Here is a 24,534-nt window from a genome sequence, read left to right on the forward strand (position 1 = left end):
AGTTGCCGCAGCCCACGCCGCAGCCCACGCCCCGTCCCGCGCCGGTGCTACCCGGCAGCGGCTGTCGGCTCGGTGACAGTAGTTGTCGAATTTGTGCCGGTTCGGCTGTTTTTGAGTCGTTACATTGCTCTCATCACGTGGTTACCGGACAAGGGAGGCAGCTGTGGAAACGGTAGTTTTCATCTGGACGAATCTCTCGTCGATCGGCGCGATGCTGCTGCAGCACATCGAAATCGTGGCGGTCGCGGTCGGTTGCGCGATCGTTACCGGCGTCGCCCTCGGTATCGCCATTACGCTGAACGAACGCGCCGCGCGCATCGTGCTCTACGTGGCCGCGATGCTGATGACCATTCCCTCCATCGCGCTGTTCGGTCTGATGATTCCGGTACTTTCCCTGATCGGGCAGGGCATCGGATTCCTGCCGGCGGTCATTGCACTGTTCCTCTATGCGCAATTGCCGATCGTGCGCAACACCTACTCGGCCATCCGCAATCTCGACCCGGCGTTACGCGAGGCCGCCAACGGCATGGGCATGACCGCGTGGCAACGGCTGTGCAAGGTCGAAATGCCGATTGCGGTGCCGCTCATCATGGCCGGTATCCGCATGGCGGTTGTGATGAACATCGGCATTGCGGCGATCGCGACTTATATCGGCGCGGGCGGACTGGGCCGGCTGATCAGTCAGGGTATCTCGCAGTCCGATCCGCGTCAGCTGATTGCCGGCGCGCTGATCGTCAGCCTTCTTGCGATTGCCGCCGATCTCGGACTCGCCGCGCTGCAGCGGCGTCTGACGCCGGCCGGCATGCGCGCCCGCAGTCGCCGCGAGTCGCGCGCGGCGTTGCAGGCCGGCCGTCTCGCGGCACTTGCCGCCACCCCTGTAGCGTCGCTGGCGGAGGGCCAATGATCGAGCTTCGACACCTCACGAAACGTTTTGAAGGCCGGGCTACGCAAGCCGTCGTCGACGATGTCGGCATGACGGTTCAAGCGGGCGAACTGTGTGTGCTGCTTGGCCCCTCGGGCTGCGGCAAGACCACCACGCTGAAAATGATCAACCGGCTGATCCAGCCGACGCACGGTCAGATCCTGATCGGCGGCGAGGACACCGCGCAGTTCGACGTCGTCGAATTGCGTCGTCGAATCGGCTACGCGATCCAGCAGGTCGGTTTGTTCCCGAACATGACGGTCGCCCAGAACATCGCGCTGGTTCCGCAGATGCTCGGCTGGGACAAAACGCGCATCGACAGGCGCATCGCGCAGTTGCTGGAGATGGTCTCGCTCGACCCGGCGGTCTATGCGCGCTGTTATCCGCGCGACCTGTCGGGCGGCCAGCAACAACGCGTCGGCGTTGCGCGGGCGTTGGCAGCGGACCCGCCGGTCATGTTGATGGACGAGCCCTTCGGGGCGATCGACCCGATCAACCGGACGACGATCCAGGACGAGTTCCGCAAGATCCAGCAAGGTCTGGGCAAGACCGTGATGTTCGTGAGCCACGATATCGACGAAGCCATGAAAATGGCCGACAAGGTGGCGATTTTCCGGCACGGCAAGCTCGAGCAGTTCGCGAGTCCGGACGAGATGCTGGCGCGTCCGGCCAGCGCGTTCGTGGCCGATTTCGTCGGCGCGGATCGTGCGTTGAAACGGTTGCGGCTGCTGCAGGCGCACGATGCCGCCCTGGCCGGCGCACGCGTTGCGCGGCTCGGCTTCCCGGCGGCGGATGCGCGTGCGCTACTGAATCATCATCCGGCGGATGCCGTCGTGGTGGTCGACGAACACGACGTGCCGCTCGGTTTTCTGGACGGTGCACGGCTCGCGCAAGCCGGCGCGCGGGTCGAACCCGCCTTTCTGCAGGCGCTCACGGTCACCGTCAACGCGCGTGACGACCTGCGTTCGGTGATGTCCATCATGTTGTCGCATGGCGCCGCGTGGCTCGCCGCCGTCGACGACGACGGGCGCTTCATCGGCTATGTCACCTATGAACGGATCGCGGAACTGGCCCGCGCGGCGTGTGCGTCCGGCGATGCCCTGCCGGGCGGTGCGCATGGCGGCCTGCGGGCGACGAGCGGCGCGGACGCAGCGAGCGTGCGCACGAGCGCGGCTGGCAGCGATGCGGCGCCGGCGCTCGCCGCGGGAGGCGGGCGATGAGCCGCGCGCGCATCGAGGGCGATGCGCTTCGCCATGGCACGAGCCGCGGGTTCGTCGCGAAGATGCTCGCCAGCATGACGATGTGCGCGAGCCTCCCCGCGTATGCGGACAACTGGCTGGGCGGCTTCGCCCAATACCGCAGCGACATCGTCTACCAGTCCGTGCAGCAGATGCTGATGGTCGCGTTGGCGGGACTCGCGGCCATCGTGGTGGCGGTCCCGGCGGGCGTCTGGCTGAGCCGCCCGCATTCCGGTCGCGCCGCTCACCTCGTCATGCTCGCGCTGAACGTCGGCCAGGCTGTGCCGAAACTCGCGCTGCTCGCGCTGGCGATGAGCCTGCTCGGCATCGGCGCGAAGCCCGCGATTTTCGCACTGTGGCTGGCCACGCTGCTGCCCATTGCGATGAACACCTTCGAAGGCATTCGTGCGGTTCCGCCCGCGCTGATCGAGGCGGCCACGGGCATCGGCATGACACAGCGGCAGATTCTGTTTCGCGTCGAGCTGCCCAACGCGATGTTCGTGATTTTTGCGGGGCTGCGCACCGCGCTGGCGATTACCGTCGGGACTGCGCCGCTCGCTTTTCTGGTGGGCGGCGGCGGTCTCGGCGAGTTGATCTTCACGGGCATCGATCTGAACGATTTCACGATGCTGCTGGCCGGTGCGATTCCGACTGCGTTGCTGGCGGTGGCCACCGACCTGTTCGTCGCTCAGCTTCAGCAACGTCTCGTACCACGCGGCGTCAACCCGACCCGCTGATCCGGTTTTCCTTCCTGTCGTTCTCTTTTTTCTGGACTCCACATGCACAACAGGCTGTTGTCTCGCATCGTCGCGCTCGCAGGCGCTCTGTTTTTCACCACGGCAGGCGTGAGTTCCTCAGCCGGCGCAGCGACCGTGACCGTCGGCGGCAAGAATTTCACCGAGCAAGTGCTGCTCGCGCAAATGACCACCACGCTGCTGCAGGCGAAGGGTTTCACGGTCGTCAAGAAAGACGGGATGGGTAGCACGGTGCTGCGTCAGGCGCAGGAAAACGGTCAGGTGGACGTGTATTGGGAATACACCGGCACCTCGCTCATCACCTACAACAAGGTGACCGACAAGCTGGATGCCCAACAGACGTATCAACGCGTGAAGGAACTCGACGCGAAGAAGGGCCTTGTCTGGCTCGATCCATCGAAAGCCAACGACACCTATGGATTCGCGATGAACCGCGACGTCGCCACCAGACTCGGTATTGCGACGATGAGCGACCTCGCGAAGGTGCTGAAGAGCGGCAAGGAATTGACGTTCGCCTGCAATTCCGAATTCTATGCGCGGCCGGACGGACTCAAGCCCGTTCAGGAAGCGTACGGTTTCACGTTCTCGCAGTCCGAAGTCAAGCGGATGGATTCGGGCCTGACGTATCAGGCGCTGAAAGACCGTCAGGTCGACACGGCGCTCGTCTTTACCACCGACGGCCGTATTCCGGCTTTCAACTTCATCGTGCTGCGCGACGACAAGGGTTTCTTCCCGGCCTACGCGCTCACGCCGGTGATCCGTCAGGCGACGCTCGATGCCAATCCGACACTCGGGCCGATCCTGAACGGCCTGTCGGCGAAGCTGGACGATGCGACCATGGCGAAGCTGAACGCCGAAGTCGACGTGCAGAAGAAGTCGCTGGAAGACGTGTCGACCGCATTCCTGAAATCGGCCGGCCTGATCTAGGAACGCGCGATGACACAGTTGCTGGTCGCGGCGGCCCAGATCGAGACGGTACCGGGCGATCTCGACGCGAACCTCCGCACGCACCTGCGGCACATCGGCCGCGCGCTCGAACGCAAGGTGCGCTTCCTGGTGTTTCCCGAGTTGTCGCTCGTCGGGCACGCGGCGGGCCGCGACGCACTGCGTCTCGCGCTGCCGCGCGATGCCGAGGTGCTGCGCCGTCTCGCCGACGCGTGCGCTGCGCTGGTGGCGGTGGTCGGTTTCATCGAGGAAGCGCCGGGCGCGCAGTTCTTCAACAGCGTCGCGACCTTGCACGCGGGGCGCGTGCTGAGCGTGCACCGCAAGGTCGCGCTGGCCACGTACGGCGAACTCGACGACGGCAAGTTCTACGGGCATGGCGAGCGGATCGACCAGTTCGCATTGCCGGGCGACGCGCGCTGGCAAGTCGCCACGCCGATCTGCGCGGACTGGTGGAATCCGTCGCTCGTGCACCGGCTGGCGAGCGACGGCGCGACGCTGTGCGCGGCGCCGGTGAGTTCGGCAATCGAAGCGGTGGGCGGCGAGTTCGACAACCCGCGCGGCTGGGATGTCGCGTTGCGGTTCTACTCGCTCGTCTACGGCATGCCGATCGTGTTCGCCAACCGGATCGGCGCGGAAGGCGGTTTGCGTTTCTGGGGCGGCTCGCGAATCCTCGGGCCGCGCGGCGACGTGCTCGCGCAGAGCGAAGCCGAGCGCGACGAACTGGTGGTGGCACCGCTTGATTACGACGCGGTGCGCGCCGCGCGGTTCGCGCTGCCGACCGTTCGGGACGCGCGCGCGCTGAAACCGCTGCATGGCGAGATCGTGTCGGATATGTGATCGGGTTGGTCGGCTTCCTGCCGTCGCGGGTTTTATCCGTGACACACAATCGTTGCCAATGCAGTTTCATCTGACGAAGACATGGCGTGGGGAGAACGACGATGATCGACGCAACGCAGGTGCGCGCGCTACTCGCGGCGCGGCGCGATAACCATTCGCTGCCGCAACCTTTTTACACCGACGAAGCGTTCCACCGGTTCGACATCGATGCGGTGTTCTACAACGAGTGGCTGTTCGCCTGCAATAGCTGCGAACTGCGCACGCCAGGCGACTATCTGACGCTCGAGATCGGAACGTCGTCGGTGGTGGTGGTGCGCGGCCAGGACGGCGAAATTCACGCGTTCTTCAACACGTGCCGCCACCGTGGTTCGCGTATCTGCACGCAGTCCGCCGGTCATGCCCATCGGCTCGTGTGTCCTTATCACCAGTGGGTCTACGATCTCGACGGCACGCTGCTGCACGCCCGCCAGATGCCGGCCGGCTTCGACCGCGACGCGCATGCATTGCGACCCGTGCACGTCGAAATCGTTTGCTCGATGGTGTACATCTGTCTCGCCGATACGCCGCCCGACATCGCACGGTTTCGCGAGACCGTGACGCCATACATCGCACCGCATCAGCCGGCACGGACCAAAGTGGCGTTCGAGATGACACTCATCGAAGACGCCAACTGGAAGCTCGTCATCGAGAACAACCGCGAGTGTTATCACTGCGCGGGCAATCATCCCGAACTGCTGGCGACCCTGGTCGAATTCGCGTTACCCGACGACCCCGAAGGCTCGGCCGATTTCCAGCGGCTGATGGACGACAAGGCGCGCGCGTGGGATCGCTACGGTCTGGCGCATCGTCCCGCCGATGGCGGCAACGAATTCCGCTGTATCCGTTTGCCGTTTCATCGCGGCGCGGTGTCTTTCACCGAGGATGGATCGCCCGCCTGCGGCAAGCTGCTCGGCGATCTGGTCGAGCCCGATCTGGGTTCGGTGCGTATGTTCCGCGTGCCGAACAACTGGAATCACTTTCTCGCCGATCACATCATCCATTTCCGCATTCTGCCGTTGTCGGCGACGCGCACCGCGCTGCGCACCACGTGGCTGGTGCACGAAGACGCGGTCGAAGGCGTCGACTACGACATCGACAAAATGACCGCGGTCTGGCGCGCGACCAACGACCAGGACGCGCGGCTCGCGGCCAACAATCAGTTGGGCGTTGCTTCGATCGGCTATACGCCGGGTCCTTATGCGCCGTCCGAATTCATGTTGCGCAACTTCACGAACTGGTACGCCGACAAGCTGACGGGCTACCTCGATGCGCACGACGACGACCTGGCGCGTGCCCGGCGAACCATCGGCTTGCGGGTGTCGAATGGCTGAGGTGCTGGCGGTGGCCTTTCCCGATATTGCCGACACGCCGCAAACGCGCGTACTCGAATGCATCGAGGTTCGCAGCGAGACGGCCGACGTCAAGACATTCCGCTTTCGCGATACGCATCCCGATGGCGCATTGCGCTTCATCGCAGGGCAGGCCGCATTGCTGTCGCTCGACATCGACGGGGCCCGCGTGGAGAGAACTTTTTCGATCGCGTCGTCGCCGATGCGAAGTGGAGGGCGAGCGAACGCATGCGCGACGCTGGACTTCACCATCAAGGTGAAGCAGGGTAGCCGTGCAGCGCGCTGGCTGCACGACACGCTCGCACCGGGCATGCGGATCGGCGCACGCTATCCGTTGGGGCATTTTCATCTCGATGCGTTGCCGGCCGCGCCGTTGGCGCTGGTGTCGGCGGGTTCCGGCGCGTCGCCGCTAATGGCGATGCTGCGCACGCTCGCGGCGCACGCACCGGACACCGACGTCGTATGGCTGCATGCCGCGCGCAGCGCCGCCGACATTCTGTTCGCCGGCGAACTCGCTGCGCTGCAAGCCGTCATGCCGCGCCTGCAGGCAATCGTGACATTGAGCGCGCCGGCGCCGGGCTGGTTCGGGGTACGCGGCCGCCTGTCGCGGCGCACCGTTTCCGCACTGGTGCCCGACTTCGCGACGCGCGCCGTGTACTGCTGTGGTCCGGCGTCTTTCATGGCCGGGCTCGAACGCATTCATGCGGCGGAAGGCACGCGCCGCGCGCCATTCCATATCGAGCATTTCGGGCCGGCGACGCCTGACGTGACGCCACTCGCCCCGCCTCCTGATGCCGTTTCGTCGGCCGACGTCTGGCACGCCACGCTCGGTGCGCGCCGCTTCGGCGTGCGGGACGGCGAGACCGTGCTGGCGGCGGCGTCGCGCCAGCAGGTGGTGATTCCGTGCGGCTGCGCGAGCGGGATGTGCGGCACCTGCAAGCTGCGTTGCAGATCCGGCGACGTCGTCATGCAGCACGCCGGCGGACTGTCGGCGCAGGACGAAGCCGGCGGCTGGATTCTGGCCTGCTCGAGCCGGCTGCGCTCCGATGTCGAACTGGATTTCTGATTGTTCGTTCGCCTGCTCGTTCATTCACCTTGCCCACTGAACCGACCGCCATGACCGTACCCATGCGTGACCACGCCAGCCTCTTTATCCATTCGCTGAGATTCGACGATTTGCCCGAGCCGGTGGTGCGCGATGCACTGCGCCGGGTGCTGGATCTGCTGGGCGTCGCCGCCGCGGGAAGCGGGACCGCGCTGTCGTCGATCGCGCGCGAGCATGCGCTCGACTGTTTCGGCGCGGGACGCTGGCCGGCCCGCATGCTGTTCGACGGCCGCACGGTCAGTGCCGCCGGCATGGCGTTCGCGGGTGCCACGACCATCGACAGTTTCGATGGCCACGACGGCCATTCGTTGACCAAAGGGCATGTCGGCGTGACCGTGCTGCCGGCGGTGCTGGCGATGGCGCAGGGGGCGGCCGCGTCAGACGGCCGCGAATTCCTCACCCAGATCGTGCTCGGCTACGAGATCGGCACGCGCGCCGGCATCGCCCTGCACGCGACGAGCCGCGAGTATCACACGTCGGGCGCATGGAATGCGCTGGCGGCCGCCGCCATCGCCGCGCGCACGCTGCGGTTCGATCTGGAGACCACGCGTCACACGCTCGGCATCGCGGAATATCACGGCCCACGCTCGGACATGATGCGCTGCATCGACCATCCGACGATGCTAAAGGACGGCTCGGGTTGGGGCGCGCTGGCAGGCATCAGCGCGGCTCTGCTGGCCGCGCGCGGTTTTACGGGCGCCCCGGCGGTGACGGTCGAGCAGCACGCCGAAACGCTCTGGTCGGATCTCGGCGAACGGTGGCTCATTCTCGATCAGTACGTCAAACCGTATCCGGTGTGCCGATGGGCGCATCCGGCGATTGCCGCGGCATTGCGCGTGCGTGAATCGCTGGGCGAGTTCGGGGGGGAGGACGTCGAGACGGTCACGATTCACAGTTTCCACGAAGCGACCCGACTATGGTCCGCATTCCCGCGCAATACCGAAGAAGCGCAATACGGCGTGCTGTTTCCCGTCGCCGCCGCGCTGGCCGACGGCCGCGTGGATGCCGATACGGTGACGGCGCGCGGCTTGAACGACACCCGGCTCGCGGCACTGGTGACGCGCATGAAGCTGGTCGATGCGCCGTCGTTCAGCGCCGCGTTTCCGGCCGAACGCTGGGCCCGTGTCGTCGTGCAGTTGCGCGACGGTCGCAGCGTCGATTCCGGGCCGATGCAGGCGAACGGCAACGCCGACTCGCCGCTCGACGACGACACGCAACGCGCGAAGTTTTACGCGCTGACCGGCGCACGTTTTGGCGAGTCTTTTGCCAGGGCGATCGAAGCGGACGTGCTGGCCCTCGCGAGCCCCGGCCGGTCGCTCGACAGTTTCATGCAGCGGGTGCTGAGCGAGCCCGTCTGAATGCAATGCGGCTTGCACATGAACGTCGCTTCAGCAACCAATCCGGTCGGTTTCGTGACGTCGCGCGCAGCTTGCGCACTTCGATAATCGAGCCATCTCATCCGTGTTCAAAGGAAGCGCTGTGGACCTGAACCCTTCTTCATCCTCTTCTTACGGCTACGACCCGGCGAGTGTGGCGGGTAAGGCGCCGCCGGTCGACGCGCAAACCGATGTGCTGATCGTCGGCGCGGGGCCGGCCGGCGTCGCCTGTGCGCTGGCGATCGCAACGTCGGGGCAGGACGTGAGCGTCACGCTCGTCGATGAGAATCCGGTGCCGCTCGACACGATGGGCGAGGACGTGCCGCTGCATTTCGGCAACCGCATGGGCGCCGCGGTGGCGAACGGCAATGCGATGCTCGAAGCGATGCTCGAAGCCAATCCATTGCTGGTGGACGCACTCGAAGCCGGCGTCGACGTGCGGCTCGGCACGGCGGTATGGGGACTCTTCCCGCAACGCGCCACCACCGCGTGGATGGATGCGCACGTAGCGGGTCTGGCGGATCGCGAGCGTGTCTCGCTCATGCGTTTTCGCCAGGTGGTCGTTGCCGCCGGGCGGCGCGACATGGGGCTCGCGTTCGACGGCTGGCAGCTTCCCGGTGTGATGGGAGTGGGCGCGGCCTGGCGGCTTGCAGTGATGTACGGCGCGCTCGATGCCGCGCGCGCGGTGCTGGTCGGTAGCGATACCGAAGCGTTGCAGGCGGCGCTCGAATTGAGCGCGCGCGGCGTGCGGATCGTCGCTGTCATCGAGCGGCGCGACACCGTGACGGGCGACGCTGCGCTACTCGCGCAACTGGTGCAGCAGGGTGCGCAAGTGATGACGGGCCAGGTCGTGCGACATGCGCACGGCGATCTGCACGGCGTGAAATCGGTGACACTGGCGCCGGCGAGCGCGGCTGAATCCGCAGAGCCTGTCGCGACGTTCGACTGCGATACGGTGCTGCTCGGTATCGCCGCATTGCCGGCGATCGAACTGCTCGAAGCAGCGGGTTGCACGACCGCTTTCGTCGAATCGCGCGGCGGTCATATTGCACGGGTGGATGCCGCGCAACGGACCTCGTTGCCGTTCATGCTGGCCGTGGGCGACTGCGCGGGCGTGTGGTCCGCGAAAAGCCTCGACGCGGACATCGCGCGGCGGGAAGCGGGGATCGCGGCCGCGACCGTGCTGGCCGCGTTGAACGACGGCGCGAGTACAGACGCTGCCGGCCAACACCGCCTTGCCTCGAAGCGCGACTTCGAACCGTCGTCGGCCGCCGAGTGCGGGTCCGGTTCCGGTTCGACACCAGCCGCCGCCTGTCAGCTTGCGCACGATCGCGTCGAATGGGTGCGCGCTTCGGTGTTGCACGCATCGGGCGAGCCTTTCGTCTGCCAGTGCGAAGAGGTGACTGCAGCGGAGATTCTCGGTGTGCGGCCGCCACGCTATCTGGGCTGGACGCCGCAGCCGCCCCGTCATACCCGTGACGTCGCGGCACTCGTCGCCGACGGCGCGCCGAATCCGGACACCATCAAACGTCTGACGCGCGCCTGCATGGGTCCGTGTCAGGGCCGTCGCTGTCGCGAGCAGGTGGCGGCGTTGCTGTCGATCGGCGCGGCGTTGCCGCTCGCGGCGATTCCGCTTGCCACGTTTCGCACGCCGGTGCGTCCGCTTGCATTGAACCGGCTGGCGCAAACCGGCGAGTCCGCGGCGCTCGCCGAGCATTGGGACAGCTGGTTCGGGATGGCGTCGCAATGGGTGCCGTTCTGGCGCGCGCAGCCGGTGTACACCGCTGCGTCGCGCGAAACCGGCGTGCCGGTGGCGAGCGAGTAATCAACCAGGCGACCAGGCGGGTCGGGTGGAACAGCAACGCCGGTTGTCGGGCCTCGACCAGGGCCGACTTCAAGGCCGACTTCAAGGCCGATTTCACGGCCGACTTCACGGCCGACCAGAGGGCCAACTTGAAAGGCTGATCAGGATGCAAACACATACGGATTCATCGACGGGGCGCGATTCGCGTCGCGCGTCGGTCGTGATAGTCGGCGGCGGTGTGACGGGACTTAGCGCGGCGTGGTGGCTCGCGCGCGAAGGCGTCGACGTGCTGGTGCTGGAAGCCGGTCTGATCGGCTGGGGTGCGTCGGGCCGTAATGGCGGCGGTTGTTCGCATCATCACAGTCCGCTGTTTCTCGAAGAGCAGCGGCTCTGGCCGATGATGGACGAACTGCTCGGCTACCCGACCGAATTTCGCGCCAGGCGTATCCGCATCGCGCTGGACGAAAAACAGTTCGTGTTGTACCGCCGCGCGCTCGATAACGGCGCGCACCACGGCCTGCGCTCCGACGTGCTCGACGCGCAGCAGGTCCGTGAGCTCGTGCCGTTCGCCGGCGACAACGTCTACGGTGGGTACTTCTATCATTTCGGCGGCCACGCCAATCCGCATCGCACGTTACAGGCGTATGCATGGGCCATGGAGGATCACGGCGCGCGTCTGCTGCAGCACACGGCCGTGACCGGTTTCGTCAGTAGCGGGGCGCGCGTCACCGGCGTGAACACCACGCAAGGCCGCATCGATTGCGACCACGTGGTCATCGCCGCGGGTCCGCATACCGGCGCACTGGCTGCCCAACTCGGCATCGACGTGCCGCTCGCCATGGCGCGCGCGGAGATGATCGTGACGGAACCTCTCGCGCCGATGCATATCGGCGGCGTGGACGGCAACGGTCTCTATGGGCGCCAAACCTTGCGCGGTAATCTGGCGTATGGCGGCGGACCGCACGAATGGGCGGACCTCGCCGATTTGCCGGCAGTCCGGCCGCATTCCACGCCCTTGCAATGCAGTATCGCCGCACGGCTCGCGGCGCTGTTGCCGAAAGCCGCGCACGCAAAGGTGATTCGCAGCTGGGCCGGTTATATCGAGAACACACCCGATGGCCGGCCCGTCATCGACCGCCCGGCCACACACGACAACGTGACGGTCGCGACGCTGTCGAGCGTCGGCTTCGGGCTGTCGCCCGCGAGCGGTCACGCGATCCGCGATCTGGTGATGGACGGCAAGTGTGGATTCGCCGATCTGTCGACCCTGGCGCTGTCGCGCTTTGCGCGCCTCGAGCCCGACTGGCGCGAGATTCAGGGCTGGTTGCCGTTGCCGGTCGGCCTGCACGTACCCGAAGCCGAAACCGTCTGACGCGAGTGTCAGGAGCGTGGCTGTGCGCTGCGTAGTTCGGTCGGACTAGACCCATACGAGCGGCGAATCCAGCGCGCCAGATGCGAGGGCGAGGCGAAGCCGGTTGCAATCGCGACATCCGCGACCGGCACGTTCGAATAGGCCAGCATTTCGTGCGCGCGTTCGACGCGCAACTGCACGTAATAGCGCGCGGGCGTCATGTTCAGATGCCGCAGGAATACCCGCTCCAGTTGCCGCGAGGTCATGCCGATTGCGGGCCCGATATCGGCGATCCGCACCGGCGTTTCGACATGGGCTCGCATCATCTCGACCGCCCGCCGGATGCCGCGCGGCAGGCTCGCATGATTGTGATCGCGCCAGCCGCGCTGGTCGTCGTCGGTATCGCGAATCCGCTCGTGGTGGAACTGGTTCGCGACCCGCACCGCCAGTTCCGCACCGTGACGCATCGTGATCAGATGCAGCATCATGTCCATCGCCGCAATGCCGCCGGAGCACGTCATGCGGTCACGGTCGATTTCATACAGCTTGCTCGAGCACATCAGATGCGGAAACGCTTCGGTGAAAGCCGGCAGGTTTTCCCAATGGATCGTGCATTGATAACCGTCGAGCAAACCGGCGCGCGCCAGCAGATAGCTGCCGGTCGACAGCGAGCCGATGATCGCGCCGGTCCGCGCCGCGCGCCGCATGCCGGAGAGAATGGTCGGCTCGCGGCTCGGGTCGAGCCGCAAGCCGCCACAGACGAACACGTAATCCGCCGGGCCGAGCAGCTCGTCGAGCTTTCTTGCCTGCAAGGGAATGCCGCTCGACGAACTCACCGGCTCGCCGTCGATGCTGGCGAGACTCCATTCGTATAGCGTCTGGCCGACCAGCCGGTTAGCCGAGCGTAGCGGCTCGATGGCCGACGACAGACTCATCATCGACAGGCCGTCGACCAGCAGAAAAACAAAGCGCTCGGTACGGGGTACGGAAGCGGAAGAGGGGGGCACGGGCATGGTGGATTGGCTTCGACTCGAATGGACAGCCGATTTGCCAATAGGCTGGAGTCGGCGCTGCCATGAGTGTGCCAAATAAAAAATAGCCATGTGGTTGCGGCGCACCACTCGTGGCCGCCCTCCGCCGAAGCTCGCTCACGCCACACCGATTCTCCATTGCCCCGGCGGCACGGTGCCGTTCACCGCGAAGTTGCCGACGATGCGGTCCTTGTACACACGCGGATTGTGCGACGTGATGGTCCGCGCATTGCGCCAGTAGCGGTCGAGCCCTGCGGAGCGCAACGTGGCCGACGCACCGAGCGCATCGAATACGTCGCTGGTGGCGTCGAGTATCAGTTGCGACACGACCGTCTGCGCCTGCCAGATTTCCAGTTCCGCTTCGACGGTGAGCGCGAGCGCATCGTCGCGGCCCGCAGCCCCCGCCGCGCGTTCCAGCGCCTGCGCCGCTTGCGCGACGATGGCGCCGGCGGCATACGCCTGCGCGCGCACGCGGCCCACCACCTGCAGCAACTGCGCGTCGTCGGCGGGCAGCGCGGCGGGTGCGTGGCTATAGCCGCGCTTGCGGGCTGCGACGGCGGCCGCGGCATCGGTTGCCGCAGCGCGGCCGATGCCCGCGAGCGTCGCCAGATGCACCAGCTGATAGAACGCCTCGGAGTAATAGAACGGCGCGGCCTCGCTCGCGATTTCGGCGGGGTCGACGGCAACGTTCGTGAAGCGGCTCGTACCGCTCGCGGTGAGCCGCTGACCCATGCCGTCCCAATCGTCAATCACGTCGACACCGGGCGCGTGGCGGTCGATCGTCACGGCGACCGGCTCGCCCTCGGCATTGCTCGCGCCGACATGAATCCAGTCGGCGTATAGCGAGCCGGTGGTGTAGAACTTGTTGCCGCTCAGCCGCCAGCCGTCGGCTTCCTGCGTGAGTCGCGTCGAGAAGCTTTGCTGCCGCGCTTCGCCACCGGTCTCCGACCAGGCCGCGCCCACGAGGTCGCCCTTCGCGAGTCGGGCGAGCCATACATTGCGTCGCTGCGCCGGGCTCGTCAGGATATGTTCGGTGAAGCCGAAATGCGCGCGCAACGCCTGGGTGAGATTCGAATCGGCTTCCGACAGATGAATCAGGAATTCGAACAGGCCGGCGAGGCTTAGACCCGCGCCGCCGTATTCCTTCGGCACGCGCAACGCAGTGAGTCCGCCTTCACGCAGCCATGCGATCTCTTCGGTAGGCAGGCGTCGTTCGATTTCGCGCTCGACGCTGCCGGCGCGAATGCGTTGCAGGATCGCCGCGGACGCAACGGCGGGCGCCGGGTCCGCTGAGTTGGCCGCGGGCCCATGGCCCCAGGCGTGGCCGACAGTGAAGCCGGCAGGCAGGTTGGTGCGGTCGAAGGGCATGCGTTTTTCCTCGTCAATTCGTCAATTCGTGAATTCGTGATGGGTGTGCGATCCGGCCGGTCAGGCCCGTCAAGCCGCGCGCGGCGCGGCCCACGGCCGGAACCGGCGCGCCGGATGACGATCGGGCAGATGCGGCCCGGCGCGAAACAGCTTGTCGCGCAGCGTGCCTTCGGCGTACTCGCGCTGCATCAGCCCGCGCCGTTGCAGAACCGGCACGACGTGATCGACGAATTCGCTCCACCAGCCGAGCGTGGTCACCGGCACGACGTTGAAGCCGGCCACGCCCGCGGCGGCCCAGCGCTCCACTTCGTCGGCGATCTGCTCGGGGGTGCCGGCGAATTGCGCCGAGACGGTCTTGCGCAACGCATCCGCGAAAGTGACGACGCCTTGCGGCGCCGCATCGATGAAAGCGCGCACGTTGCCGCGCGTGCCGTTCTGTTCGCGCAGTTCGGTCAGCGGCGTGGCCGGGTCGATGGTGGTCAGATCGACCCCGATGCCCCCGCTCCAGAATGCCGCCAAAGCGTCGAGACTGAACGATTCGATAATCTCCGCACGGCGCGCTTTGGCTTCCGCTTCGGTGCTGCCGATCACCGGCGAGAGCATGACGATCGCGCGGATGTCGTCGGCATGACGGCCGGCCAGCACCGCGCGACGCCTGATGTCGGCGATATCGGCGGCGGCCGATTGCGGCGTGCGCGACGGCAGGAACGTGACTTCGGCATGGCGTGCCGCGAAGTCGCGGCCGGCTTCCGACGCGCCGGCCTGAAACAGCACCGGCGTGCGCTGAGGCGAGGTCTGCACGAGATGCGGGCCGGCCACGCGATAGCGCTCGCCGACGTGATCGATTGCATGCAGCCGCTCGGGATCGACCAGCACGCCGCTGGCGGCGTCGGCGCGCAACGCGCCGTCTTCCCAGCTCGCTTCCCACAGCTTGTAGACGACCTCCGTATACTCCTCGCCCCACACGTAGCGCTCATCGTGTGGCGGCAGTTTGTCGAGCCCGTAATTACGCGCGGTATTGTCGAGGTAAGAGGTGACGATATTCCACGCCACGCGTCCTTCGCTCAGATGATCGAGCGTGGAAAACTTGCGCGCGAAGCTGAACGGATGCTCCTGAATCACCGAACTGGTCACGGCGAAGCCGATGTTCTTCGTGGCCGCCGCGAGCGCGGAGACGAGCGCGGCCGGATCGTGCGACGGAAACTGCATGCCGGTGCGCACGGCCTGTTGCCACTGGCCGCTCGAGGTTTCGTAGATACCCGCGACATCCGCGAGAAACACGACGTCGAAGCAACCGCGCTCGGCGGTTTGCGCGAGTTCGATCCACGGCGCGAGCTTGTAGAAGTCGAGTTGATGCTGGCCGATCGGATGACGCCACAAGCCGTGGCTGTGGTGGTTCGGCGTGACGTGCGCGAAGGCGTTGTAGATGAGCGGACGGACCGCGCTGGACGAGGTGCTCATTTGCCGGTTGCCTCCGCAATCTGCTGATGGGTCCACGGCTGCACCGCGGTCTTTTGCCAGGCGCTGTAGGGCACGGCGTCGTCGACCACTTCATGGCCGTCCTGCACGTGGCCTGCAAAGGCCCAGATGTTCTCCTGACGCGGCATGCCCTGCACCGGCGCGACGGCGGTGAAGTCGATCGGATGCAGCAGGTCGTTGGTGAAGTTGCGCTCGTTCGTGACGTGATCGCGGAAGCTGTCCACGGTGACCGTCGGCAGCTTGCGGGCGATCTGCGCGAAGGTCCACACGGCGAGCCAGTCGGTGGTCGTGGTGCCGTCGGTCGGCCCCTTCACCAGGTGGTTCGGATCGTACTTCGCGAGTTGACGCTGATACTCGGCCCAGCTCGGGAAACGTTTGGCGTCTTCGCCTTTTTCGAGCGCCAGCGAGTTCGGGAACGGCGCCTTGCTGAGCGCGGCGATGGTGGCATCCTCGATCACGTTGTTGCTGCTCACGAACGGAATGGTCACGCCTTGCTGCGCGGCGGCTTCGACCAGCAGCGTCTGCTGTTCGGGCGGGTAGAGCATGCCGCCCCAGACGTCCGGGTGCAGCGCCTTGACTTTCGCGATGTACGGCGCGAAGTCGGTGGTGGAGGGCGGCACTTCGACAATCTGCACGTCCGTCACGCCGGCCTGCGCATAACCGAAGCGCGCGGTGTCCTGATAGGTCTTGTTGCCGAGCATCGACACATAGACCGCGCGCTTCGCGCCGAAGCGTTTCGCGCCGAGATAGGTGCCTTGCGCCGCGCCCGCGCCGTTCAGCGCGGTGATGAACGACAGCGGATTGCGCACGTCCGACGGGTCGCTGCCCATCGGGAACCAGGCGGCCATTTTCTTCGCTCGCAGAATCTTGTCGACGCCGTTCGCGCTGCTGCCGCCAATCAAGGTAATCGCGCCTTCGTCGGCGAGGCGCCGCGCGCACGACAGGCTCGCGGCCGGCTGACCTTTGGTGTCGCAAATCTCCACGACGAGCTTGCGCCCGTTAATGCCGCCCTGGTCGTTGACCGCGCGCGCGGCGATCTGCGCGACGCGGCCCGGATCGGTCACGGCAAACGGCAGCCGCTTTCAGCGATGATGAAGCCGACTAGAATGGGGTCGTGCGATTGCGCGACGGCGCTCGCGGCGTTGAAAAGCGTCGTGCCTGCGAGGGCGCCGGTAAGCAGAAAAGACCTTAATTTCATGAGCGATTCGGTTAGGTTTCTTGACGGTGTCGTTGAAAACCGTGAAAAGCCTTTGCGCTTTGAAAACGACGTGGCTTCGCACAGGCGAAAAGTTCGTGACGTGCATGAGCGGCCGCACCGCTCACACGTCGAGCGCGTGGCCGAGATAGATCTCTTCGATTTCGTGCGCGCGGGCCAGCAATTCGTCGCGGCGCAAATGCAGTTTCACCACGCCGTCGGCAACGATCGCCGCATGCGTGGCGATGCGCTCGGCAATGTGGATATGCTGCTCGACAGCGAGCACGGCAATACCTTCCCGGCGCGACTGTTCGACGACCGCATCGACCACGCGCCGCGCCATCGCCGGACTCAGACCGAACGTGAGTTCGTCGAGCAGCACCACGCGCGGGCGGCGCAACAGCGCGCGCGCCACGGCCACCATCTGCTGCTCGCCGCCGCTCAACTGACCGGCGAGCACGTCGAGGCGCGGTTCGAGTTCGGGGAAGATCGCCAGCAATGCGCGCGGGTCGAGATCGCATAGACGCAGGTTGTCGGCTACCGTCAGCGACGCGAACAGGCTGCGTCCCTTGATGACGAGGCCAGTGCCGCTGCGCGCGCGCCGATGCGGCGCGCCGGTGAGCGGCCGGCCGTCGAGCAGGATGTCGCCTTTCACGTCGGCGATGAAGCCGGCGATCGCAAGCAGCGTGGTCGATTTGCCCGCGCCGTTGCGCCCGAGCAGCGCGACGATTTCGCCGGCGTTCACGCTGAGCGACAGGCCGTTCAGAATCTGCCGGTGGCCATAGGCCGCGCGCAGGCCGCGAGTTTCGAGTACGGGTGTCGTCATGCGAGCGCCCTCGCGTGCTGGTCGGCATGGCGGGACGCGTCGGCGTCGGCGGAGTCGCTTGCGTCCAGCGGGTCGCCCAGATACGCGCGACGCACTGCCGGCAGGCGCAAGACTTCGGCGGGCGTGCCGCGCGCGATCACGCGACCGGCGTCCATCACGATGGCGGCGTTGCAGGTGGCGAGCACCACGTCGATGTTGTGTTCGATCAGCAGGATCGCGACGCCCAGTTCGCGCGCCGCGCGACGGATCACGTCGATGGCATGCTGACGCGCCTCGGGGCTGAGCGCCGCGGCCGGTTCGTCGAGACACAGCACGCGCGGGCTGGCGGCTAACGCGCGGGCCAGCGTGACGCGCGCCTGCCAGCCGAGCGACAGCGTGTCGACGGTGCTCTCCAGATGCGGCGCGACCCCGGCGGCGGCCGCGGCGATATCGACGGCGGCGAGCGCACGGCGCGGGGCTAGTCCGAGTGGCGCGAGGAACCACGCGAACAGGTCTTTCTTTTCCGCGGCGACCTGCAGGTTCTCGCGCACCGATAGATCGTCGAACAGCAGATGGTCCTGGAAGGTGCGCGTGAGTCCGCGTGCGACGCGGCGTTGCGGTGGCAGCGCGCTGACGTCTTCGCCATCCACCAGCACGCGGCCGGCTTGTGCGGGAACGAAGCCGGTGATCGCATCGATCAGGCTGCTTTTGCCGGCGCCGTTGGCGCCGAGTACGCCGAGCACGTCGCCGGGGGCGAGGTCGAAGCTCACGTCGTCCACCACGACGGCCGCGCCGTAGGCCACGCGCAGGTTTTTAACCTGAAGTGCGGGACCGGCGTTGCGCGGCGTGGCTGGGGTACGGCGTTGTCGCGCATCGGTTGCTGTGGTTGCTGTGGTTGCTGTGGTTGCTGTGGTTGCTGTGGTTGCTGTGGTTGCTGTGGTTGCTGTGGTTGCTGTGGTTGCTGCGGTTGCTGCGGTTGCTGCGGTTGCACTAGTGATGTCGGTGGCCGATCCCGGCCACGCGATCAACCGGCTCCCCAACCGTTTCACGCCAGCGGGCAGCCGCGCGCAACCGCGCTGGATCTGCGCGACGACGCCATCGGGTTCGCTGATCAGCACGAACACGAGATTGAGCGACAGCACCAGCGCCACCCAATCGTTGATTGCGCCGCCGAACGACAGCACCTGCGCGAGCACACCGCCCGGCGCGAAGATCGCCGCGAGCACGCCGCCGAGGATAAAGCCCGCGCCCGAGAGCACCGTCATGCTGATCACGGCGAGCGTATCCGCGTAAGCGTAGCCTTCGCCGAAACGCTGGCCGCCCACCGTGCCGCTCTGCAGGGCGAGCAGCGCACCGGCTAGACCCGCGAGCGCCGTCGAGAACACGAAGGCCGCAACCTTCGCATGCGGCACCGCGACGCCCGAGGCGGCCGCTGCGCGTTCGTTCGACCGCATCGCCAGAATGCGACGGCCCGCGCGGCTGCGACGCAGGCTCGCCACCGATAGCGCCGCGAGCAGCGTCACGCCCCACGTCAATAACGCAAAGCGCTGCGGATACACCGCGTTGTCGAACGAGAAGCCGAACAGATCGACGTGGCTCACGCTCCAGCCTTGCACGCCGTTCAGGAAGCGGTCCGACGTGAAGCCCCACGTTTCGACGATGGCCGCGACGGCGAGCGTGGCGATAGTCAGCCCGATGCCGCGCAGACGCGCGCTCGGCAAACCGATCACCACGCCGGCGACGCTCGCCGCGAGCGCTGCGCCGATCAGCGTGACGAGCAGCGACGCGCCGTGCTGGTTGAGCCATGCGGCGAGCAGCATCGACGCGCCGCTGAGTCCGAGCGGCAGCAGGCTCACCTGGCCCGCGTAGCCGGTCGACACCACGATGGACAGTCCGACCAGCGCGAAGATGCCGGTGAGCGCAATGGTGTCGGCCCAATAGTCTGGCAGCACGAAGGTCGCCACGACGACGGTCGCGATACCGAGCGCGAGTCCGAACGGGCTGACGCGACCCGAGCCGACGCGAAACAACCGCGGCGCATCGACAGTGCCGCGACCAGGCAGATTGCGCCCGCTGACCACCAGCGCGACGAGCGTGACGAGATAGGGAATCGACTTGCCGAGCCCGGGTTCGATCGAGAGGCCGATCGCCAGCGATTCGAGCACGCCGGCCGCGACGGCCACGACGAGCGCGACCCAGAAGCGCCGGAATCCCGCGATCAACGCGGCGCCGAGCGACGGAATGACGAGACTGCTCAACCCGTTCGGACTGAGCGCGGTGACCGGCGACAGCAGAATGCCGGCGAGCGCGGCGAGCAGGCCGCTGATCGCCCATGCGGCCGCGCCCCACGGATGCGGCGAAAAGCCCAACGCCTGTGCACCGAGCGGGCTGTCCTGCAACGCGGTGGTGGCGTGACCGAAGCGGGTGCGCTCGAACAGCACCGTCAGCAGCACGGTGAGCACCAGCGCCACGCCCAGCAGCACGAGCGACAGATATTGAATGCGTGCGCCGAGAATCGTCGTGCCGCCGTCGACGAGAAAACTCGACACGCGTTCCTGCTGATTGGTCCACACGATGCGCACGGCCGCTTGCAGCACCAGCAGCAAACCGAGCGTGACGAGCGTCTTCAGCGTGGTCGATGCACCGACCAGACGCCGGCCGACGAACGCATAAAACGCGACGCTGATGACGATGCCGGTGACGAGGCCGAAACCGATGGCGGGCCACAGCGGGACGCCCGCATGCGCATAGAGTTTCCAGAACGCGTAAGTGGCGGCCATGCCGATGCCGCCCTGCGCAAAATTGACGACGCCCGTGCCGCGATATACCGCGACGAGCCCGAGCGCCACCAGTGCATAGGCGCCGCCGGTACTAAGACCGAGTAATGCGTATTCGAGAAGCGACTGCATGGTCAGCGCGCCTCGGTCGGAACGCTGGATATCGAGGTTCGCATAACGTTTTCTCCATCACCTTGATTCAGGCCGCTGTTGCGACGCCGAAAACGCAAGCGTTGCGTCGGCGTTGACAGCGAATCTGACTGGAGAATCGATTATGTTCTGCGAGCGCTTAATATCTAAACGACGAATCGTCAGAAGCTAGTGGGCTTTTCTTCTTTCTCTCAGCGCGTCCACGCAAATGCGGCGAGCGCCACCATCACGGTGACGGCGCCGCCGATGCGCGTCGCGATCTGCGCGAACGGCATCAATTCCATCCGGTCCGCGGCGGTCAGGATCGCGACGTCGCCGGTTCCGCCCAGGCCGCTATGCGTCGCGTTGACGATCGCGGCTTCGATCGGGTACATGCCGACGAGTTTGCCCACCACGAAGCCGGTCACCACCAGCGTCAACACCGTCGACGCCGCGGTGACGATGTTGACCCAATGGAAGGCCGTGACGATTTCGCCCCACGGCGTCATCGCGACGCTGATCGCGAACATCAGCGGGTACGTGACCGCGGTCGAGAAAAAGCCGTACATGAAGCGCGCGCCACCGCGCACGCGCGGCGACACCACCTGGAACAACTGCGCCGCGACCACTAGCACCAGCATCACGACCGGCGCCGGCCAGCCGAACAGTTGCTGGGCGAGCACGCCGATCAGATAGAGCGTGATGGCCGTGGCGCCCGCCGCCGCAACCGAACTCACGTCGAATTCGAACGACAGCGGGGCGCGATGCATGGCGTCGTCGCCGGCATTCGCGGCGACGGTCAACTGCCCGTTGCCGGTCCAGCCGGGCTTACGCGTGCCGACGTAATTCAATAGGCCCGCGCAGCAGATCGCAACGATATTGCCGAGCATCACCGCAGAGAGCGCCTGCGCGAACATGGGCCCCTGTTCGACGTTCATGATCTGCGCGTAGCCGGCGGACAGCGGCAGGGCGCCTTCGCCGACACCGCCGGCCATGATCGGCACCACCACCATGAAAAGCGCGTGGCGCGCCTGCATGCCGAGCGCGACGCCGACACCCGTGCCCACGCAAGCCGCCGCGACGGAGCCGGCCGCCACCGGAATGAAGATCCGCACGAAGCCTTTGATCAGGGTCTGCCGGTCCATGCTCAGCACGCTGCCGACGATAATCGCGGCGATGAACAGATACAGGAAGTTTGAGGTCTTCGTGAAGTCGGTGACCGCCTTGACGATGGGCGCCGGCATCAGCTTGTAGTAGACCAGCATCGACGGAATGAAGGCCGCGAAAATCGACGTCGCGCCCACGTGGCGAATCCACGGAATACGTTTGGCCAGTTCCGCGCAGGTGAAGCCGCCGAGTGCCACCAGAGCGATGCCGGTCGGCAGGTCCGAGGCGAGCTTGCCGCGCGCCGTCATCGCGGCGAGCACGGCGACCAGCACGAAGTAGATGGGCACCGGCAGCGATCCGATGCGCGCATCGAAGAGCGCCCACCAGCGGTCCTTGAAGGTGGGGCGCGCGTCGGGTGCGCTGGCTTCGTTCATCGCGATAGCGGGATCGCGCGCGGCTTCCTGCGTGGTGGCGGCTTTCATCGAGGCGTCTCCGTTCATCGTTATGTTCCTTGCAGCAGGCTCTGCACCGTCACACCAGCAGCAGCAACGCCGCGCCATACACCAGCAGGCCGACGATAAAGGTCGCGACCGTGAAGCCGAGCACCCGTTGCACGCCGATGCCCGCCATCGCTACGACCGGTGCCGCCCAGAACGGCTGCAACATGTTCGACACCTGCTCGCCCATCGCGACCGCCATCGTCGTGGCGGGCACCGACGCATGCAGCGCGACCGCCGCCGGCACCACGAACGGACCCTGCACGGCCCAGTGGCCGCCGCCGCTCGGAATGAAGAACGTGACGATCACCGAGCACACGTAACTCCAGAACGGCAGCGTGTGCGCATTCGAAATGGCAATGAAGAAATGCGAGATCACGTTCGGCAAACCCGTCGCGTCCATCATGCCCATCACGCCGCCGTACAGCGGGTATTGCAGCATCATCGAGCCGGTCTGTCTGGCAGCGTTTTTGACGGCATCCGCGTAAGCCAGCGGATAGCCGTGCAGGATCACGCCGCCGACGAACATCACGAAGATCACCGCATTCACGCCGGAAAACGGCAGATGCTCGACCTGCGTGAGCACCAGCACGGCCACCCCCGCTACGCCGATAAAGGCGCTACCCAGCCACGAGTATTCGAGCCAGCGGGCGAAGCTCAGCTTGCCGGCCGGACGTTCGCGCGGCGGCGCATCGGGATGCTTGTCGGTATCCAGCACGACGATGTCCGCATCCGCGGGCTTGAGCCACGCGAAGACGAACGGCATTGCCACCAGCATGACGAGCGTCGGCACGAGGTTGAAGCGGGTGAACACGGTACTGCCCAACGGCAGAATCTGGCCGGTCAGCTTCTGCACGACGTTCATCGCGCTGCCGGAGGTGGACTGCGCAAGCGCGATCGAACTGGAGATGCCGCTCGCCCACACGACCCAGCCGGAGAAACCGGCCGCGACGATCCACGCGAAGTCCACCCGCATGCGCCTCGCGACTTCACGCGCGAGCATCGCGCCGACCACGAGTCCGAAGCCCCAGTTGCAGAACGATGCAACGGCCACCAGCACGAAGACGAGCGCGGCCGCCTGATTCGGTGTGCGCGCCACCGAGACGAGCGCCTTGAAGAGTCGCTGCACGAACGGCGCATGGGCGAACGCATGACCGGTTACGAGAATCAGCGTGATCTGGAAGGCGAACGTCAGAATATCGAAGAAGCCTTTGTACCAGCCGCCGATCAGATGCGCGGCCGACGCTTGCGGTGCGAAGGCGACCGACAGCAACGCGACCACGACGGTGATGAGGATCGCCAGGACGAACGGGTCGGGAATCATGCGTTCGAACAGGCGGATAGTCGCTTCGGTGAAGCGTGTTTTGCTGGCTGCGCTGGCGGCGGGTGGGGCGGTTTTCAACAGGGTCTCCGTTATGTTTCTCGTTGCGTCGTTCTGTCGTTCTTTCGTTCTTTCGTTGCGCGTTCGATGCGCGTCTTTCCGTGTGGCTACGCGGTCAGGGTGAGTCCGGCCTGCATAACGCGGCGAAGTCGTAAAGCGCCGCCGGGTTGTCGACCAGAATGCGCTGACGCAATGCCGTGTCGCCGCGCGTCCAGCTATCGAGCAGATCGACCAGTTGCAGGTCGTCGGGCTTGCGAGTCTCGGTGACATGCGGCCAGTCGCTGCCCCACACCACGCGTTCGGGTAGCGCGTCGAGCCACGCGCGAGCGGTCGCGGCGGTATCCGCGTAATCGCCTGCGAGACCGAGCGCCGAGTCCAGATAGGGCCCCGACAGCTTGATCCAGACGCGGCCGTTACCGGCCAGTTCGCGCACGATCGCGAAGGCCGGATGCGACGCGCCCGCAGGCATCGGCAGACGCGCCAGATGATCGAACACGATGGTCGCAGGCAGCCGCGCAAGCATCGCGCGATGTTCGACGATCTGCTCTGCGGTCCAGTGCAGTTGCACGTGCCAACCGAGTGCCGCGACGCGCTGCGCGAGCGGTTCGACCATCTCGAACGTGACGGCCGCATTGGCCGGCGTGTACAGCGTGAAGCGGATACCGCGAATGCCGCCTGCGTGCAGCGCGGCCAGTTCGGCATCGCTCACGTCGGGCGTCAGCACGGCGACGCCGCGCGTGCGGTCGGCGCCCAGTCGCCGGATCGCGTCGAGCGTGACGCGGTTGTCGGTGCCATAGGGACGCGGCGTGACGACCACGGTGCGCTGCGTGCCGATGCGCTGTTGCACGGCCAGATAATCGTCGACGCCCGCATGCGCCGGGAAGCCCGCATGACGCGCGCCGTCCGCGAGAAAGCGGCGCTCGTAGATATGCATGTGCGAATCGCAGGCGCCTGAAGGCATCCGGTTCGCCGGAAACGAGGCAGCGTCGTCGCGCTGTAACGAAGTCATCGCGGTCTCCGTGTCGTGGTTGTTTTTTGCGGGAC

At 66.2% G+C, this 24,534-nt stretch carries 20 protein-coding genes; 10 read left to right on the plus strand and 10 right to left on the minus strand.

The features are described from left to right. Nucleotides 1-211 precede the first annotated feature (211 nt). From FQ746_RS34225 to FQ746_RS34270, 10 genes are all read left to right on the plus strand, one after another. Entirely contained in the window at nucleotides 212-904 is a 693-nt protein-coding gene (locus tag FQ746_RS34225) for an ABC transporter permease (RefSeq protein WP_313955595.1), read from the plus strand. After that, nucleotides 901-2,142 (plus strand): ATP-binding cassette domain-containing protein, encoded by a 1,242-nt coding sequence (locus FQ746_RS34230; RefSeq protein WP_144114228.1) that lies wholly within the window; start codon nucleotides 901-903, stop codon nucleotides 2,140-2,142. Before FQ746_RS34225 ends, FQ746_RS34230 begins: the two co-directional genes overlap by 4 nt. A gap of 74 nt (nucleotides 2,143-2,216) precedes the next feature. Then, the gene (locus FQ746_RS34235) at nucleotides 2,217-2,897 is read left to right on the plus strand and encodes an ABC transporter permease (RefSeq protein ID WP_313955596.1); all 681 of its coding nucleotides are present in this window, start codon (nucleotides 2,217-2,219) and stop codon (nucleotides 2,895-2,897) included. Between the two features lie 42 nt (nucleotides 2,898-2,939). Beyond that, complete coding sequence (locus tag FQ746_RS34240; protein WP_144114229.1) at nucleotides 2,940-3,842, plus strand: glycine betaine ABC transporter substrate-binding protein; 903 nt, start codon at nucleotides 2,940-2,942, stop codon at nucleotides 3,840-3,842. Between the two features lie 9 nt (nucleotides 3,843-3,851). Further along, nucleotides 3,852-4,697 carry a nitrilase-related carbon-nitrogen hydrolase gene (locus tag FQ746_RS34245; protein ID WP_144114230.1) on the plus strand — a complete coding sequence of 282 codons (846 nt, stop codon included), beginning with the start codon at nucleotides 3,852-3,854 and terminating at the stop codon, nucleotides 4,695-4,697. A 101-nt stretch (nucleotides 4,698-4,798) separates the two neighbouring features. Next, nucleotides 4,799-6,067, plus strand: coding sequence for an aromatic ring-hydroxylating oxygenase subunit alpha (locus FQ746_RS34250; RefSeq protein WP_222105919.1), 1,269 nt, complete (start codon nucleotides 4,799-4,801; stop codon nucleotides 6,065-6,067). Further along, nucleotides 6,060-7,151: a flavin reductase family protein gene (locus FQ746_RS34255; protein WP_186310913.1), complete on the plus strand. Its 1,092-nt coding sequence runs from the start codon at nucleotides 6,060-6,062 to the stop codon at nucleotides 7,149-7,151. The genes FQ746_RS34250 and FQ746_RS34255 overlap by 8 nt, the downstream gene beginning before the upstream one ends. 50 nt (nucleotides 7,152-7,201) lie before the next feature. Next, a complete protein-coding gene (locus tag FQ746_RS34260; RefSeq protein ID WP_260854274.1) occupies nucleotides 7,202-8,548 on the plus strand; it encodes an MmgE/PrpD family protein in 1,347 nt (448 codons plus the stop codon). Nucleotides 8,549-8,669: 121 nt separating this feature from the next. Continuing rightward, on the plus strand, nucleotides 8,670-10,391 hold the full coding sequence (locus FQ746_RS34265) for an NAD(P)/FAD-dependent oxidoreductase (RefSeq protein WP_222105920.1): 1,722 nt from the start codon (nucleotides 8,670-8,672) through the stop codon (nucleotides 10,389-10,391). Between the two features lie 145 nt (nucleotides 10,392-10,536). Continuing rightward, nucleotides 10,537-11,742, plus strand: a complete 1,206-nt coding sequence (locus tag FQ746_RS34270; RefSeq protein ID WP_144114232.1) for an NAD(P)/FAD-dependent oxidoreductase — start codon at nucleotides 10,537-10,539, stop codon at nucleotides 11,740-11,742. Between the two features lie 8 nt (nucleotides 11,743-11,750). On the opposite strand, the gene FQ746_RS34275 is transcribed toward FQ746_RS34270, so the two are convergent. The 10 genes from FQ746_RS34275 to FQ746_RS34315 form a co-directional block, all read right to left on the minus strand. Then, on the minus strand, nucleotides 11,751-12,734 hold the full coding sequence (locus tag FQ746_RS34275; protein ID WP_144114233.1) for a GlxA family transcriptional regulator: 984 nt from the start codon (nucleotides 12,732-12,734) through the stop codon (nucleotides 11,751-11,753). A gap of 135 nt (nucleotides 12,735-12,869) precedes the next feature. After that, on the minus strand, nucleotides 12,870-14,120 hold the full coding sequence (locus FQ746_RS34280; RefSeq protein WP_144114234.1) for an acyl-CoA dehydrogenase family protein: 1,251 nt from the start codon (nucleotides 14,118-14,120) through the stop codon (nucleotides 12,870-12,872). Nucleotides 14,121-14,189: 69 nt separating this feature from the next. Next, the gene (locus FQ746_RS34285) at nucleotides 14,190-15,581 is read right to left on the minus strand and encodes an NtaA/DmoA family FMN-dependent monooxygenase (protein ID WP_144114235.1); all 1,392 of its coding nucleotides are present in this window, start codon (nucleotides 15,579-15,581) and stop codon (nucleotides 14,190-14,192) included. Continuing rightward, entirely contained in the window at nucleotides 15,578-16,663 is a 1,086-nt protein-coding gene (locus tag FQ746_RS34290; RefSeq protein WP_186310914.1) for an ABC transporter substrate-binding protein, read from the minus strand. The genes FQ746_RS34285 and FQ746_RS34290 overlap by 4 nt, the downstream gene beginning before the upstream one ends. Continuing rightward, nucleotides 16,660-16,797 (minus strand): hypothetical protein, encoded by a 138-nt coding sequence (locus tag FQ746_RS34990; RefSeq protein ID WP_186310915.1) that lies wholly within the window; start codon nucleotides 16,795-16,797, stop codon nucleotides 16,660-16,662. Before FQ746_RS34990 ends, FQ746_RS34290 begins: the two co-directional genes overlap by 4 nt. Before the next feature lie 121 nt (nucleotides 16,798-16,918). Beyond that, nucleotides 16,919-17,620, minus strand: coding sequence for an ABC transporter ATP-binding protein (locus FQ746_RS34295; RefSeq protein ID WP_144114237.1), 702 nt, complete (start codon nucleotides 17,618-17,620; stop codon nucleotides 16,919-16,921). After that, nucleotides 17,617-20,508 carry an ABC transporter permease subunit gene (locus tag FQ746_RS34300; protein WP_144114238.1) on the minus strand — a complete coding sequence of 964 codons (2,892 nt, stop codon included), beginning with the start codon at nucleotides 20,506-20,508 and terminating at the stop codon, nucleotides 17,617-17,619. Before FQ746_RS34300 ends, FQ746_RS34295 begins: the two co-directional genes overlap by 4 nt. Before the next feature lie 209 nt (nucleotides 20,509-20,717). After that, entirely contained in the window at nucleotides 20,718-22,046 is a 1,329-nt protein-coding gene (locus tag FQ746_RS34305; protein WP_409932465.1) for a 2-hydroxycarboxylate transporter family protein, read from the minus strand. Between the two features lie 97 nt (nucleotides 22,047-22,143). Then, nucleotides 22,144-23,511: a short-chain fatty acid transporter gene (locus FQ746_RS34310; protein ID WP_144114239.1), complete on the minus strand. Its 1,368-nt coding sequence runs from the start codon at nucleotides 23,509-23,511 to the stop codon at nucleotides 22,144-22,146. 94 nt (nucleotides 23,512-23,605) lie between these two features. Beyond that, a complete protein-coding gene (locus FQ746_RS34315; protein ID WP_144114240.1) occupies nucleotides 23,606-24,499 on the minus strand; it encodes an amidohydrolase family protein in 894 nt (297 codons plus the stop codon). Between the last annotated feature and the right edge of the window lie 35 nt (nucleotides 24,500-24,534).

Source organism: Paraburkholderia sp. BCC1886 (assembly GCF_900996245.1).
Lineage (GTDB): Bacteria > Pseudomonadota > Gammaproteobacteria > Burkholderiales > Burkholderiaceae > Paraburkholderia.

What these genes read in the sequence shown, in the direction of transcription:
- FQ746_RS34225 (WP_313955595.1), top strand. Translation starts at nt 212, where the DNA reads ATGCTGCTGCAGCACATCGAAATCGTGGCGGTCGCGGTCGGTTGCGCG.
- FQ746_RS34230 (WP_144114228.1), top strand. Translation starts at nt 901, where the DNA reads ATGATCGAGCTTCGACACCTCACGAAACGTTTTGAAGGCCGGGCTACG.
- FQ746_RS34235 (WP_313955596.1), top strand. Translation starts at nt 2,217, where the DNA reads ATGACGATGTGCGCGAGCCTCCCCGCGTATGCGGACAACTGGCTGGGC.
- FQ746_RS34240 (WP_144114229.1), top strand. Translation starts at nt 2,940, where the DNA reads ATGCACAACAGGCTGTTGTCTCGCATCGTCGCGCTCGCAGGCGCTCTG.
- FQ746_RS34245 (WP_144114230.1), top strand. Translation starts at nt 3,852, where the DNA reads ATGACACAGTTGCTGGTCGCGGCGGCCCAGATCGAGACGGTACCGGGC.
- FQ746_RS34250 (WP_222105919.1), top strand. Translation starts at nt 4,799, where the DNA reads ATGATCGACGCAACGCAGGTGCGCGCGCTACTCGCGGCGCGGCGCGAT.
- FQ746_RS34255 (WP_186310913.1), top strand. Translation starts at nt 6,060, where the DNA reads ATGGCTGAGGTGCTGGCGGTGGCCTTTCCCGATATTGCCGACACGCCG.
- FQ746_RS34260 (WP_260854274.1), top strand. Translation starts at nt 7,202, where the DNA reads ATGACCGTACCCATGCGTGACCACGCCAGCCTCTTTATCCATTCGCTG.
- FQ746_RS34270 (WP_144114232.1), top strand. Translation starts at nt 10,537, where the DNA reads ATGCAAACACATACGGATTCATCGACGGGGCGCGATTCGCGTCGCGCG.
- FQ746_RS34275 (WP_144114233.1), bottom strand. Translation starts at nt 12,734, where the DNA reads ATGCCCGTGCCCCCCTCTTCCGCTTCCGTACCCCGTACCGAGCGCTTT.
- FQ746_RS34280 (WP_144114234.1), bottom strand. Translation starts at nt 14,120, where the DNA reads ATGCCCTTCGACCGCACCAACCTGCCTGCCGGCTTCACTGTCGGCCAC.
- FQ746_RS34285 (WP_144114235.1), bottom strand. Translation starts at nt 15,581, where the DNA reads ATGAGCACCTCGTCCAGCGCGGTCCGTCCGCTCATCTACAACGCCTTC.
- FQ746_RS34990 (WP_186310915.1), bottom strand. Translation starts at nt 16,797, where the DNA reads ATGAAATTAAGGTCTTTTCTGCTTACCGGCGCCCTCGCAGGCACGACG.
- FQ746_RS34295 (WP_144114237.1), bottom strand. Translation starts at nt 17,620, where the DNA reads ATGACGACACCCGTACTCGAAACTCGCGGCCTGCGCGCGGCCTATGGC.
- FQ746_RS34300 (WP_144114238.1), bottom strand. Translation starts at nt 20,508, where the DNA reads ATGCAGTCGCTTCTCGAATACGCATTACTCGGTCTTAGTACCGGCGGC.
- FQ746_RS34305 (WP_409932465.1), bottom strand. Translation starts at nt 22,046, where the DNA reads ATGAACGAAGCCAGCGCACCCGACGCGCGCCCCACCTTCAAGGACCGC.
- FQ746_RS34315 (WP_144114240.1), bottom strand. Translation starts at nt 24,499, where the DNA reads ATGACTTCGTTACAGCGCGACGACGCTGCCTCGTTTCCGGCGAACCGG.